At 60.7% G+C, this 13,166-nt stretch carries 11 protein-coding genes; 9 read left to right on the forward strand and 2 right to left on the reverse strand.

Features of this window, described 5'->3' with window-relative positions; genetic code table 11:
- The first annotated feature begins 123 nt into the window (after positions 1–123).
- The 9 genes from amaB (at position 124) to MRY17_RS02675 (ending at position 11,177) form a co-directional block, all read left to right on the forward strand.
- Positions 124–1,614, forward strand: a complete 1,491-nt coding sequence (gene amaB, locus MRY17_RS02635) for an L-piperidine-6-carboxylate dehydrogenase (RefSeq protein ID WP_243353255.1) — start codon at positions 124–126, stop codon at positions 1,612–1,614.
- 151 nt (positions 1,615–1,765) lie between these two features.
- The gene (amaA, locus tag MRY17_RS02640) at positions 1,766–3,049 is read left to right on the forward strand and encodes an L-pipecolate oxidase (RefSeq protein WP_243353256.1); all 1,284 of its coding nucleotides are present in this window, start codon (positions 1,766–1,768) and stop codon (positions 3,047–3,049) included.
- A gap of 389 nt (positions 3,050–3,438) precedes the next feature.
- A complete protein-coding gene (locus tag MRY17_RS02645; RefSeq protein ID WP_181285336.1) occupies positions 3,439–4,575 on the forward strand; it encodes a branched-chain amino acid ABC transporter substrate-binding protein in 1,137 nt (378 codons plus the stop codon).
- A gap of 183 nt (positions 4,576–4,758) precedes the next feature.
- Positions 4,759–5,673 carry an ABC transporter permease subunit gene (locus tag MRY17_RS02650; protein ID WP_003188099.1) on the forward strand — a complete coding sequence of 305 codons (915 nt, stop codon included), beginning with the start codon at positions 4,759–4,761 and terminating at the stop codon, positions 5,671–5,673.
- A gap of 2 nt (positions 5,674–5,675) precedes the next feature.
- A complete protein-coding gene (gene livM, locus MRY17_RS02655) occupies positions 5,676–6,953 on the forward strand; it encodes a high-affinity branched-chain amino acid ABC transporter permease LivM (protein WP_181285335.1) in 1,278 nt (425 codons plus the stop codon).
- Positions 6,950–7,825, forward strand: coding sequence for an ABC transporter ATP-binding protein (locus MRY17_RS02660; protein WP_191953156.1), 876 nt, complete (start codon positions 6,950–6,952; stop codon positions 7,823–7,825). Before livM ends, MRY17_RS02660 begins: the two co-directional genes overlap by 4 nt.
- The gene (locus tag MRY17_RS02665; protein ID WP_181285333.1) at positions 7,822–8,538 is read left to right on the forward strand and encodes an ABC transporter ATP-binding protein; all 717 of its coding nucleotides are present in this window, start codon (positions 7,822–7,824) and stop codon (positions 8,536–8,538) included. The genes MRY17_RS02660 and MRY17_RS02665 overlap by 4 nt, the downstream gene beginning before the upstream one ends.
- Positions 8,539–9,300: 762 nt before the next feature.
- Entirely contained in the window at positions 9,301–10,065 is a 765-nt protein-coding gene (locus MRY17_RS02670) for an SDR family oxidoreductase (protein WP_181285332.1), read from the forward strand.
- 206 nt (positions 10,066–10,271) lie between these two features.
- A complete protein-coding gene (locus MRY17_RS02675; protein WP_191953155.1) occupies positions 10,272–11,177 on the forward strand; it encodes a cation diffusion facilitator family transporter in 906 nt (301 codons plus the stop codon).
- 108 nt (positions 11,178–11,285) lie between these two features.
- Here the strand turns inward: MRY17_RS02675 and MRY17_RS02680 are convergent, their stop codons facing one another.
- Together MRY17_RS02680 and MRY17_RS02685 are read right to left on the reverse strand one after the other, a co-directional pair.
- Positions 11,286–12,395 (reverse strand): AGE family epimerase/isomerase, encoded by a 1,110-nt coding sequence (locus MRY17_RS02680; protein ID WP_243353257.1) that lies wholly within the window; start codon positions 12,393–12,395, stop codon positions 11,286–11,288.
- Between the two features lie 180 nt (positions 12,396–12,575).
- Positions 12,576–13,148 carry a HupE/UreJ family protein gene (locus MRY17_RS02685; RefSeq protein WP_243353258.1) on the reverse strand — a complete coding sequence of 191 codons (573 nt, stop codon included), beginning with the start codon at positions 13,146–13,148 and terminating at the stop codon, positions 12,576–12,578.
- Positions 13,149–13,166: the final 18 nt, after the last annotated feature.

Below are 13,166 nucleotides of genomic sequence, written 5' to 3' on the forward strand. Positions count from 1 at the left end.
AATGGAATGATATCTCGCCTAATCGTCGTTTGTTGGCAAGTCTTGGGCCAGCTACAAATAAGGTCTGGATCGCCGCGTTTGCGGCGGCGCGATTTTGTGTTTGCAGAGTTGAAGGAGTGACCCATGGTTGCCGCATTGCTTGACCGTCTAGGGGTAGACCCGGCGCTGTACCAGGCGGGTAAACAGCCTGTGCATTCGCCGATCGATGGCAGCCGCATCGGCGCCGTGAACTGGGAAGGTGCCGCCGAGGTGGAGCAGCAGGTCAGTCGCGCCGAGCATGCATTCGACGCTTGGCGCAAGGTACCGGCCCCGCGTCGCGGCGAGTTGGTGCGCCAGTTCGGCGACGTGTTGCGCGAGTACAAGGCTGACCTTGGCGAGCTGGTCTCCTGGGAGGCCGGCAAGATCACCCAGGAAGGCCTGGGCGAAGTCCAGGAAATGATCGACATCTGCGACTTCGCTGTCGGTCTGTCGCGCCAGTTGTACGGCTTGACCATCGCCTCCGAGCGTCCCGGTCACCATATGCGTGAAACCTGGCACCCGCTCGGCGTGGTCGGGGTGATCAGCGCGTTCAATTTCCCGGTCGCCGTATGGGCGTGGAACACCACCCTGGCCCTGGTGTGCGGCAATGCAGTGATCTGGAAACCCTCGGAAAAGACCCCGCTCACCGCCCTGGCCTGCCAGGCACTGTTCGAGCGCGTGTTGAAAAATTTCAAGGATGCGCCGCAGTACCTCAGCCAAGTGATTATCGGCGGCCGCGACGCCGGCGCTGCGCTGGTGGATGACCCGCGCGTGGCGCTGATCAGCGCCACCGGCAGCACCCGCATGGGGCGTGAAGTGGCGCCCAAAGTCGCCGCGCGCTTTGCCCGCAGCATCCTTGAACTGGGCGGCAACAACGCGATGATCCTGGGCCCAAGCGCCGACCTGGACATGGCCGTGCGTGCGATCCTGTTCAGCGCCGTCGGCACCGCCGGCCAGCGTTGCACCACCCTGCGCCGGCTGATCGCCCATGAATCGGTCAAGGCAGAAATTGTCACCCGCCTCAAGGCCGCCTACGCCAAAGTGCGCATCGGCCACCCGCTGGAAGGCAACCTGATCGGCCCGCTGATCGACAAGCATGGCTTCGACAACATGCAGGACGCCCTGGAGCAAGCCCTGAGTGAAGGCGGCAAGGTCTTCGGCGGCAAGCGCCAGCTGCAAGACCAGTTCCCCAACGCGTACTACGTGTCGCCGGCCATTGTGGAAATGCCCGAGCAGAGCGACGTGGTATGCACCGAAACCTTTGCGCCGATCCTCTACGTGATCGGCTACAGCGACTTCGCCGAGGCCCTGCGCCTGAACAACGCGGTGCCACAAGGCTTGTCGTCGTGCATCTTCACCACCGATGTGCGCGAAGCCGAGCAGTTCATGTCGGCGGTGGGCAGTGACTGCGGCATTGCCAACGTCAATATCGGCCCGAGCGGCGCGGAAATCGGTGGCGCCTTTGGCGGAGAGAAAGAGACCGGCGGTGGGCGTGAGTCGGGCTCGGATGCGTGGCGCGGGTATATGCGCCGCCAGACCAATACCGTGAACTATTCGCTGGAGTTGCCGTTGGCGCAGGGCATCACGTTCGACTGAGTCCATGTAGGAGGGGGCTTGCCCCCGATAGCGGTGGATCAGCTGCATATTGTTGACTGACACACTGCTATCGGGGGCAAGCCCCCTCCCACATTTGATTGGGTTCACAACTGAAAATAGCTGTTTGTTAGGTCCTCTACGGAGTCTGGCAATGCCTTTACGCGAAACATGTTTATGGGAACACCTCACCCCCAATCGCCCGGATCGTGCCGCGCTCAAGGGCGAGGTCAAGGTGGATGTGTGCGTGATCGGTGCCGGCATCACCGGTTTGTCAGCCGCCATTCATTTGCTCGAACAGGGTAAAAGCGTTGCGGTGCTGGAGGCCCACCGCACCGGCCACGGCGGTTCGGGACGCAACGTCGGGCTGGTCAACGCCGGTATGTGGATACCGCCTGACGAGATCGAAGCCGGTTTCGGCGAAACCGCAGGCAGTCAGCTCAATCGCATGCTGGGCGCGGCACCGTCGGTGGTATTCGGCCTGATCGACAAGTACAACATCGATTGCCAGTTGCGCCGCGAGGGCACCCTGCACATGGCGCATAACGCCCGCGGCGAGGCGGATCTGCGCAGTCGTGAAGAACAATGGAAGCGCCGTGGCGCGCCGGTCGAGTTGTTGACCGGGCAGGCCTGCGAGCAGGCCACCGGCACCACGAAAATCTCCGCCGCGTTGCTGGACCGCCGCGCCGGCACCTTGAACCCCATGGCCTACACCTGCGGTCTGGCGAATGCGGCCGTCGGATTGGGCGGGCAGTTGTTCGATCATTCCCCCGTCACCCAGCTCGAGCGCCAGGGCGCAGAGTGGTCTGTACAGACCGCCCAGGGCGCGGTGCAGGCCGCACAGGTGGTGATCGCCTCCAATGCCTATACCGAAGGTGAATGGACCGAGCTGCGGCGTAATTTCTTCCCCGGTTATTACTATCAGGTGGCCTCGGCGCCGCTCACCGATGACGACGCCGGGCGCATCCTGCCTGGCGGCCAGGGTTCATGGGACACGCGCCAGGTGCTGAGCAGTATTCGCCGCGACGCCGATGGCCGCCTGTTGCTCGGCAGCCTGGGCAACGGTAACCAGAAGCCGATCTGGTTCCTCAAAGCGTGGGCCGATCGGGTGCAGCAGCATTACTTCCCCTATCTCAAATCCGTGCAGTGGCAATACACCTGGACCGGTTGCATCGCGTTTACCCCCGATCACCTGATGCGATTGTTCGAGCCGGCGCCCGGGCTGGTGGCGGTCACCGGATACAACGGGCGCGGCGTGACCACCGGCAGCGTGGTCGGCAAGGCGTTTGCCGACTATTTGTGTCACCACAATCCTCAGTCGCTGCCGATTCCCTTTGCGCCGATGCAACCCCTGGCAGGCGCGGGCCTGCGCAGTTGTCTCTATGAAGCGGGGTTCTCGCTGTACCACGCGGGGCAATGCCTGCGTATCGTGGTCTGACCCGCGAAACATGACCCGAGAAAACAACGCCCGATAGCCGGTATTTTCTTAGCCGGCTACCCATCTGTATTGGTGCAAGTCGTAGCATTCACGCACTGTAAATGTGCAGTTCCGTTACGCGCAGGGTTACAGCGCCTGGAGCTGTCGTTTATCCCTTCGGTTGCAGGTGACACCGTTCAAGGTTGTACTTTTTTCGCTTGCCGGTTGCACCTGTCGAGACTAGACGGTTGCACGTCCTTGCGGGAGGACGCGAAACGCCTGCAATAACAATGACACCGTGTCTTTTTGATGAATAAAAAAGTAATGGCACGCGGCTTGCTCTGAGCTTTCAGTGAAAGGTTTGAATGCAAGTTGTCGTGCCAAAAATCAAAAATATCGGAGCACCACTCATGTCCCAGACGTTTTACAAGAAAGGTTTTCTGGCCCTCGCCGTGGCAGCGGCGCTGGGTATTTCTACGTTTGTTCAAGCTGATGTGAAAATTGGCGTAGCAGGCCCGATGACGGGCGCCAACGCCGCTTTCGGTGAGCAGTACATGAAGGGTGCCCAGGCGGCAGCCGATGAGGTCAACAAGGCGGGCGGCATCAACGGCGAGAAGATCGTGCTGGTGGCCGGCGATGACGCCTGCGAGCCAAAACAGGCAGTCGCAGTGGCCAACCGTCTGGCTGACCAGGACAAAGTGATCGGCGTGGTCGGGCACTTCTGCTCGTCCAACACCATCCCTGCCTCGGAGGTGTATGACGAAGCGGGCATCATCGCCATCACCCCAGGCTCCACCAATCCACAGGTTACCGAGCGTGGCCTGGGCGCCATGTTCCGCATGTGCGGGCGTGACGACCAGCAAGGCATCGTCGCCGGCGACTACATCGTCGACGTGCTCAAGGGCAAGAAAGTCGCGGTCATCAACGACAAGGACACCTACGGCAAAGGCCTGGCCGACGCCACCGCTGCCCAGTTGACCAAGCGCGGCGTCAAGCCGGTACTGGAAGAAGGCCTGACCCGTGGCGAGAAAGACTTCAGCGCCCTGGTCACCAAGATCCGCTCCCTGGGCGCCGACGTCGTGTACTTCGGTGGCTTGCACCCGGAAGCCGGCCCTCTGGTTCGCCAGATCCGTGAAGCGGGCTTGAAAGACGTCAAGTTCATGTCCGATGACGGTGTGGTGACCGACGAACTGGTGGCAACCGCAGGCGGCGCGCAGTACGTGGACGGCGTCTACATGACCTTCGGCGCCGACCCGCGCCTGCTGCCGGACAGCAAGGCGGTGGTGGAGCAGTTCCGTAAAAACGGCACCGAGCCTGAAGGCTACACCCTGTACGCCTACGCCTCGATCCAGGCCCTGGCCGCCGGTTTCAATGGCGCCAAGTCCAACAAGGGCGAGGACGCTGCCAAGTGGCTCAAGGCCAACCCGGTTAAAACCGTCATGGGCGAAAAAGCCTGGGATGCCAAGGGCGACCTGAAAATCTCCGACTACGTGGTTTACCAGTGGGATAAAGACGGCAAATACCACCAGCTGGAAAAACAGAAGTAATCCCTGTGGGAGGGGGCTTGCCCCCGATCGCGGTGGGTCAGCTGCACATTTGTTGACTGATACATCGCATCGGGGGCAAGCCCCCTCCCACATTGGAACAGTGTGGTTATGGGTATCTGTTTTTTCCTCCAGAAGCGCCGCACACCCACCGGTGTGCAGGTGCTCACCGCGTGAGATTGCGTTATGGATGGTATTTTCCTGCAGCAACTGGTCAACGGCCTGACCCTCGGGTCGGTCTATGGCCTGATCGCCATCGGCTACACAATGGTCTATGGCATCATTGGCATGATCAACTTCGCCCACGGCGAGGTTTATATGATTTCCGCTTACCTCGCGGCGATCAGTCTGGCACTGCTGGCTTACTTCGGCATCGAATCCTTCCCGCTGCTCATTCTCGGCACCCTGATCTTCACCGTGGTCGTCACCGGCGTGTACGGCTGGGTCATCGAACGTGTCGCCTATAAACCGCTGCGCAACTCCACCCGACTGGCACCGCTGATCAGCGCCATCGGCATCTCCCTGATCCTGCAGAACTACGCACAGATCGCCCAGGGAGCCAAGCAACAAGGCATCCCGACCCTGCTGGCCGGCGCCTGGCGCGTCGATATCGGTACCGGCTTCGTGCAACTGACCTACACCAAAGTGTTCATCCTCGTGGCGGCATTCGCCGGCATGGCGCTGCTCACCTACATCATCAAATACACCAAGCTGGGCCGCATGTGCCGGGCCACCCAGCAAGACCGCAAGATGGCCTCGATCCTGGGCATCAACACCGACCGCGTGATCTCCTACGTGTTTGTCATCGGCGCCGCCATGGCTGCGCTGGCCGGCGTGCTGATCACCCTCAATTACGGCACCTTCGACTTCTATGCCGGCTTCATCATCGGCATCAAGGCGTTTACCGCAGCGGTACTCGGCGGCATTGGCTCCCTGCCTGGGGCAATGCTCGGCGGGATCATCCTCGGTATCTCCGAGTCGCTGTTCTCGGGGTTGATCAACTCTGACTACAAAGACGTATTCAGTTTCTCCCTGCTGGTGGTGATTCTGATTTTCCGTCCCCAGGGCCTGCTTGGTCGCCCACTTGTGGCGAAGGTGTAAACATGTCTGCTGCCAAATCGATTGATATCAAGAAAAGTGTGGTCGATACGGTCCTCGCCGGGCTGATTTCGCTGATCGTGTTCGGCCCGATTGTCGGCGTGGTGCTCGACGGCTACAGCTTCAACCTGGAACCTGCGCGTGTTGCCGTGCTGGTCGCCATCGTCATGGCCGGGCGCTTTGCCCTGAGCCTGTTCCTGCAAACCCCCAAGGGCGTGAAGATCCTGCAGGGTTTTGAAAGCAGCGGCTCGGGCGTGCATGTGCGGCCACCGGATTACAAATCGCGGCTGCGCTGGATTATCCCGGCACTGATCGTGATCGCCATCGTGTTTCCGATTTTCGCCAACAAGTATTTGCTCACCGTGGTGATCCTCGGGTTGATCTACGTCCTGCTCGGCCTGGGCCTGAACATCGTGGTGGGCCTGGCCGGTCTGCTAGACCTGGGTTACGTGGCGTTCTACGCCATCGGTGCCTACGGCCTGGCACTGGGTTACCAATACCTCGGCCTGGGTTTCTGGACGGTGCTGCCGCTGGCGGCCATCGCGGCGGCGCTGGCGGGGTGCATACTCGGCTTCCCGGTGCTGCGAATGCACGGTGACTACCTGGCCATCGTGACCCTGGGGTTTGGTGAAATCATTCGCCTGGTGCTCAATAACTGGCTGTCGTTCACCGGTGGTCCGAACGGGATGCCGGTGCCTTCACCGACCTTCCTGGGCCTGGAGTTCGGCAGGCGTGCGAAAGATGGCGGCATCCCGTTTCACGAATTTTTCGGCATCGATTACAACCCCAACATCAAGTTCATGTTCATCTACATCGTGCTGTTTCTGGTGGTGCTGGCCGTGCTGTACATCAAGCACCGCCTGACGCGCATGCCAGTCGGTCGCGCCTGGGAAGCCTTGCGCGAAGATGAGATTGCCTGCCGCTCCATGGGCCTGAACCATGTGCTGGTCAAGCTCTCGGCATTCACCATCGGTGCCTCCACCGCAGGTTTGGCCGGGGTGTTCTTTGCCAGTTACCAGGGCTTCGTCAATCCATCGTCGTTTACCTTCTTCGAGTCGGCGTTGATCCTGGCCATCGTGGTATTGGGCGGCATGGGCTCGACGGTCGGCGTGGTCATCGCGGCGTTCGTGCTGACCGTTGCGCCGGAACTGCTGCGCAGCTTCTCTGAATACCGCGTGCTGTTGTTTGGCGTGTTGATGGTGGTGATGATGATCTGGCGGCCACGTGGCCTGATTCGGATCAGCCGAACCGGTGTGACGCCACGCAAGGGGGTAGCGCCATGAGCAAGGAAGTCGTCCTTTCCGTGGAACACCTGATGATGCACTTCGGTGGCATCAAGGCCCTGAGTGATGTAAGCCTCAAGGTCAAGCGCAATTCGATCTTTGCCCTGATCGGCCCCAACGGCGCGGGCAAGACCACGGTGTTCAACTGCCTCACCGGTTTCTATAAAGCCAGTGGCGGCAAGATCCAACTCAACGTGCGCGGCAAGCAAACCAACGTCATCCAGCTGCTCGGCGAGCGTTTCCAGGCAACCGACTTTGTGTCGCCAAAAAGCTTCCTCAGCCGCGTGTACTACAAAATGTTCGGCGGCACCCACCTCGTGAATCGCGCGGGCCTGGCGCGGACCTTCCAGAACATTCGCCTGTTCAAGGAAATGTCGGTGCTGGAAAACCTGCTGGTGGCCCAGCACATGTGGGTCAACCGCAACATGCTCGCGGGCATCCTCAACACCAAGGGCTACCGCAAGGCCGAAAGCGACGCGCTGGACTGCGCGTTCTACTGGCTCGAAGTGGTCGACCTGGTGGACTGTGCCAACCGTCTGGCCGGTGAGCTTTCCTACGGCCAGCAACGCCGCCTGGAAATCGCCCGTGCCATGTGCACCCGGCCGCAGATCATCTGCCTGGACGAACCGGCAGCGGGCCTCAACCCCCAGGAAACCGAAGCCCTCAGTGCGATGATTCGCCTGCTGCGCGACGAACACGACCTTACGGTGGTGCTGATCGAACACGACATGGGCATGGTGATGAGTATTTCCGACCACATCGTGGTGCTCGACCACGGCAACGTGATTGCCGAAGGCGGGCCGGACGCGATCCGCAACGACCCGAAAGTGATTGCCGCCTACCTGGGCGCGGACGAAGAGGAACTGGTATGAGCGGGCCTATCCTCGAAATGAAGGACCTGGACGTGTTCTATGGCCCGATCCAGGCCCTGAAGAACGTCTCGCTGCACATCAACGAAGGCGAAACCGTCAGCCTGATCGGCTCCAACGGCGCTGGCAAATCCACGCTGCTGATGTCGATCTTTGGCCAACCTCGGGCCGAGTCTGGGCAGATTCTCTATAACGGCGTGGACATCACCCACAAGTCGTCCCACTACATTGCCTCCAACGGCATCGCGCAGTCGCCGGAAGGGCGGCGGGTATTCCCCGACATGACCGTCGAGGAAAACCTGCTGATGGGCACCATCCCCATTGGCGACAAGTTTGCCGGTGAGGATATGCAGCGCATGTTCGAGCTGTTTCCACGGCTCAAGGAGCGGCGCAACCAGCGGGCCATGACCATGTCCGGCGGCGAGCAGCAAATGCTCGCCATCGCCCGCGCGCTGATGAGTCGGCCCAAGCTGTTGCTGCTCGATGAACCGAGCCTGGGCCTGGCACCGATTGTGGTGAAGCAGATCTTTTCCACACTGCGCGAGCTGGCGTCCACCGGGATGACCATCTTCCTGGTGGAGCAGAACGCCAACCACGCCCTGCGCTTGTCGGACCGGGCGTACGTGATGGTCAACGGTGAGATTCGTCTGACAGGGACTGGCAAGGAATTGCTGGTGAACGAGGAAGTGCGCAACGCCTACCTCGGCGGTCACTGACCTAAAGCCTGATGCAAAACTCCTGTGGGAGGGGGCTTGCCCCCGATAGCGGTGGGTCAGTATTAAATGTGCTGACTGACACGCCGCCATCGGGAGCAACCCCCCTCCCACATTTGATTTTGAGTGGCTTTTGAAATTGTGGAAAACAAATCCAGCCCATCTCCAAAGCGCGACATATAGCCGCCGCAAATCCCTGTTTTGTCACAGTTTTGACTTGTCCCCATCCACTGTGGAACCGGCTGTGGGTAACGTGGGAGTACCTCGCTGCAAGCCTTTAAAAACGTGGCCTGTAAGACGATGGCTGTTTTTTGATCAATGGTTTTTTCATGATCAATCGAGGGTTTTGTCAACCTGTTTAAAGACACAGGTATATGACCGGAATATGTCGGTACAGCCTGTGGATAAGTCTGTGACTAAACTCTGGAAAGACCGCCGTAGAGGCCGGAATGACTGGCCTGTAGCCATCGTTGCGTCTTAGCGATTTTTTCTGAGCTACACACGGCCTGGTCAAGGTCAAGCAAAAAACTTTCTGAAACTGCCTGAAAGCCTTGCGCACAGCGGCTTGGAGCCGTTTGCACTTGCCCCCAAAGACTGTGGGCGCAGTTGTGGATAACCTGAGCGCATATCGCTACAAGCCACGGTTTATAAAGCCTTGCTCAGGTTGGTTAAAAAGTGAGCAGTTATGTGCGCAGTGGTTGCCGCAGCGGCGGCGTAAGGGCATTCTGCTGGCAACTTTTTCCCGATGCCCGCAAGGAGAACACCATGTCCGACACGCTGTTTATTACTGGCGCCACTTCAGGTTTCGGTGAAGCCTGTGCCCGCCGTTTTGCCGAGGCCGGCTGGAAACTGGTGCTGACCGGCCGGCGTGCCGAGCGCTTGAATGCACTGGTCGAAGAACTTTCCAGGCAGACCGAAGTGCATGGCCTGGTGGTGGACGTGCGTGATCGCAAAGCCATGGAAGAGGCCATCGCCAACCTGCCGCCCTCGTTCGCCAAGCTGCGCGGGCTGATCAACAACGCCGGCCTGGCCGTGGGCACCGACCCTGCGCCCAAGTGCAACCTCGACGATTGGGAAACCATGGTCGACACCAATATCAAGGGCCTGCTGACCACCACCCACCTGCTGCTGCCGCGTCTGATCGCCCATGGGCGTGGCGCCGGAATCATCAACCTGGGTTCCATCGCCGGTAGCTACCCTTACCCGGGCAGCCATGTGTACGGAGGCTCCAAGGCGTTCGTGAAGCAATTCTCGCTGAACCTGCGCTGCGACCTGCAAGGCACTGGCGTGCGGGTGACCAACATCGAGCCAGGCCTGTGCGAGAGTGAGTTTTCGCTGGTGCGGTTTGGTGGTGATCAGGCGCGCTATGACGCCACCTATGCCGGCGCCGAACCGATCCAGCCACAGGATATTGCCGACACGATCTTCTGGGTGCTGAACACGCCGGCGCACGTGAATATCAACCGGCTGGAGCTGATGCCGGTGAGCCAGACCTGGGCCGGGTTTGCGATTGAGCGTGGGGCCAAGTAAGGCGTTGGACCGAGTCGCTGCCATCGGGGGCAAGCCCCCTCCCACATTGGATCGGGTTCACAGAATTTGACTTGTTAATCCATTCAAGTGTGGGAGGGGGCTTGCCCCCGATGGCGGCAAATCGGCCAACAACAGGCCATAAGGTACACTCCACCCCTGAAAACCCCTCCGCATTGTGCGGTTTAAAGGTTTTGACGGGAGGAAATGTGAGTAACCGAGGTGAGCAGGCACTGCTCAAACAATCGACCATCCTGATGTTCGCCGTCGCGATCGCCGGGATTGTCATGGGTGTGATATCCGGCGCCCAATCCATTCTGTTCGACGGCTTTTTCTCGCTGATCGCCACCGCCATCAAGGTGCTGATGCTGATCACGGCCAAGCTGATCGCCAAGAAAAGCAACGAGCGTTTCCAGTTCGGCTACTGGCACCTGGAGCCGATGGTGCTGCTGATCGAGGGCAGCTTCCTGCTGCTGATTGCCATCTACGCGTTTCTCAACGGTGTGTTCGGCATCATCAATGGCGGGCGCGAGATCGAGTTGGGGCTGGTGATCGTGTACGCGGCGGTGTTTACCGTTGTGGAATTCGCCTACTTCTTCTATGTGCGCTATCGCAACCGCAGGTTGAAATCCTCGCTGATCCAGTTCGACAACATCAGCTGGCTGGTGGACGCAATGCTGTCGGTGGGCTTGCTGATCAGCTTTCTGGCGGCCCTGTTGCTCAAGTCCCAGGGGTATGGCGAGTGGGCGGTGTATGTCGACCCGATGATCCTGATTCTGCTGGCCCTGAGCATGCTGGCGCCGGCGTTCAAGATCCTGCGCCCGGCCTTGCGCGAAGTGCTGGGGATTGCCCCGGATCATTTGGACGACAAAGTACGCGAAGTGATGGACGCGGCCCAGGCCAGGCATGGCTTCGACGATTACGTGTCCTACGTGCAGAAGCACGGGCGGGCGCGGTTTATCGAGATTCATGTGGTGTTGCCAGCCGACTATCCGGTGGATAAGGTCGCGACCCTCGACGGGTTGCGCGAAGAGATATCCACAGCGCTGGGCACGCCGGATGCGGCGCGCTGGTTGACCATCAGTTTTACCGGGGATCGCAAGTGGGTTGCGTGAGGTCAGGTAAACCGAGGTGAGGCCATCGGGGGCAAGCCCCCTCCCACCTTTGATTTGTGAATACAGTCAAATGTGGGAGGGGGCTTGCCCCCGATGAGGCCCTGAAGGTCAGCCCAGATGCTTGATCAAACCCTGATAGCAAGTCGCCAAATGATAAGGCGTGGTAGAAGGCATATCCCGCCGGCTCACCTGACCGTCGGCATCCAGGCATTCATGCCAACCCTTCCCATGCAGGAAATGCTCTTGCAGCGCCAGCAATTGATGCTGCAGTACTGCCTCACTGCCGGGGCGCAAGGTCAATGCCCGCAGGTATTCCGCCTGGGCCCAGATACGCTGGGTGCCGTCGCGCACGGTGCCATCCACAGACAGCATGCCGCTGACCGCACCGCTCAACTTATCCACACCCGTTTGTTCGGCATAGGCAAACGCCCGCGTCAGCGACCCGTGCAGCGGTGTGCCGCGTAATACATCGGACGACTCCAGCAAAAAGAACCATTCGAACTGGTGGCCCGGTTCAAACCAGTTATCCACAGCACCGAGCGGTTTCTCCAGCATCACGCCATGCTCGCGGTCGATGAAGCGTTGCTGCATGGCCGTCGCCAATGCCAGCAGGGCCGCTTGTACCTCGGCGTCCTCACGTACCGCGAGGGTAGCGAGGAAGCCTTCGGCCAAGTGCATCAACGGGTTTTGCAACGGGCCGGACTTGAGCGAGGCCCAGTTGCGCTCCAGCACCGCGTCGTACAGCCCGTCACCGCTGGCAAAACGTTGGGCGACTACTTCCAGCGCGGCATTGAGCACCGACTCTACCAACGGCTCAGGCACCTTGGCCCAGTAGTGGGCGCAGGCGAAGATGATGAAGGCGTGGGTGTAGAGGTCTTTGCGTTTGTCCAGCGGCTGCCCGGCCGGGTCGATGCTGTAGAACCAGCCGCCGTGTTCGGCGTCGTGGAAGTGCCGTTGCAGGGAACGGAACAATTGCGCCGCGCGTTCTTGCGCGAAGGCCTTGCCGGGCTCGCCGATCAGGCTGGCGAACAGGTACAACTGCCGGGCGCAGGCCATGGCGCGGTAGCGTTGCGGGGGCAGCGGCTGATGATCGGCGTCCAGTGCCTCGAAGGGCAGCGCCAACTCGGCATTCCAGCCCGGGCCCTGCCACAGCGGCACGATCAGGTCATGGAAGTGCGTGAGCACGGAATTCAAAGTGGGTGGAGAAGCGATGGGCATTGGCTGGCGTCGTCACGGCAGGGGTGTAGGCGCGCATGGTAGCAGGCTTGGGAACTGTGGTGTCTGTGGCACCGCTATCGGGGGCAAGCCCCCTCCCACAGTTAACCGCGTTCCAACTTTGAAATGCGGTCGAATGTGGGAGGGGGCTTGCCCCCGATGAGGCCTTCAGCACGCCGCAAATCAGCCCGCCAACAACCACACCCCAGTCGCCGCCGAAGCTGCCCCCGCCACCCGCACCAGCGGCGCTGCAGCCGCAGGCAGGAAACGCACCACCGCATAACCCGCCGCATGCAACGCAGCCGTCGCGCCGACAAACCCCGCCGCATACGCCCAGGAGCTGGACATATCCGGCAGCTCCAGGCCATGGGCCACGCCATGAAACAACGCAAACAACGCCGTTGTCCCCACCGCCACGAACAACGGCGGCCGCACCGCCAGCGCCACCGCCAGGCCCAGCGCCAGCACCGATGCGGCAATCCCGCTTTCCAGCGCCGGCAAATGCAGGCCTTCAAAACCGAGCATGCCGCCGATCAACATAGTGCCGACGAAGGCACAAGGCAGCGCCCAGCGTGCATTGCCTTTTTGCTGCGCCGCCCACAGGCCGACCGCAACCATGGCCAGCAGGTGGTCAAGACCGCCCAGTGGGTGGCTGATACCGGCGACCAGGCCATTGTCGCCGTGGCCCGGGTGCGCGAAGGCGAGGGCGGGGGTCAGCAGCAGCGCGGCGGCGGCGAACAGTTTCTTGAGGTTCATAAACAGGCTCCGTAGGGG

The organism is Pseudomonas orientalis (genome assembly GCF_022807995.1).
GTDB lineage: Bacteria > Pseudomonadota > Gammaproteobacteria > Pseudomonadales > Pseudomonadaceae > Aquipseudomonas > Aquipseudomonas orientalis_B.

Excerpts from the sequence above, each read along its gene's own strand:
- amaB (WP_243353255.1), top strand. The coding sequence starts at position 124 with ATGGTTGCCGCATTGCTTGACCGTCTAGGGGTAGACCCGGCGCTGTAC.
- amaA (WP_243353256.1), top strand. The coding sequence starts at position 1,766 with ATGCCTTTACGCGAAACATGTTTATGGGAACACCTCACCCCCAATCGC.
- MRY17_RS02645 (WP_181285336.1), top strand. The coding sequence starts at position 3,439 with ATGTCCCAGACGTTTTACAAGAAAGGTTTTCTGGCCCTCGCCGTGGCA.
- MRY17_RS02650 (WP_003188099.1), top strand. The coding sequence starts at position 4,759 with ATGGATGGTATTTTCCTGCAGCAACTGGTCAACGGCCTGACCCTCGGG.
- livM (WP_181285335.1), top strand. The coding sequence starts at position 5,676 with ATGTCTGCTGCCAAATCGATTGATATCAAGAAAAGTGTGGTCGATACG.
- MRY17_RS02660 (WP_191953156.1), top strand. The coding sequence starts at position 6,950 with ATGAGCAAGGAAGTCGTCCTTTCCGTGGAACACCTGATGATGCACTTC.
- MRY17_RS02665 (WP_181285333.1), top strand. The coding sequence starts at position 7,822 with ATGAGCGGGCCTATCCTCGAAATGAAGGACCTGGACGTGTTCTATGGC.
- MRY17_RS02670 (WP_181285332.1), top strand. The coding sequence starts at position 9,301 with ATGTCCGACACGCTGTTTATTACTGGCGCCACTTCAGGTTTCGGTGAA.
- MRY17_RS02680 (WP_243353257.1), bottom strand. The coding sequence starts at position 12,395 with ATGCCCATCGCTTCTCCACCCACTTTGAATTCCGTGCTCACGCACTTC.
- MRY17_RS02685 (WP_243353258.1), bottom strand. The coding sequence starts at position 13,148 with ATGAACCTCAAGAAACTGTTCGCCGCCGCCGCGCTGCTGCTGACCCCC.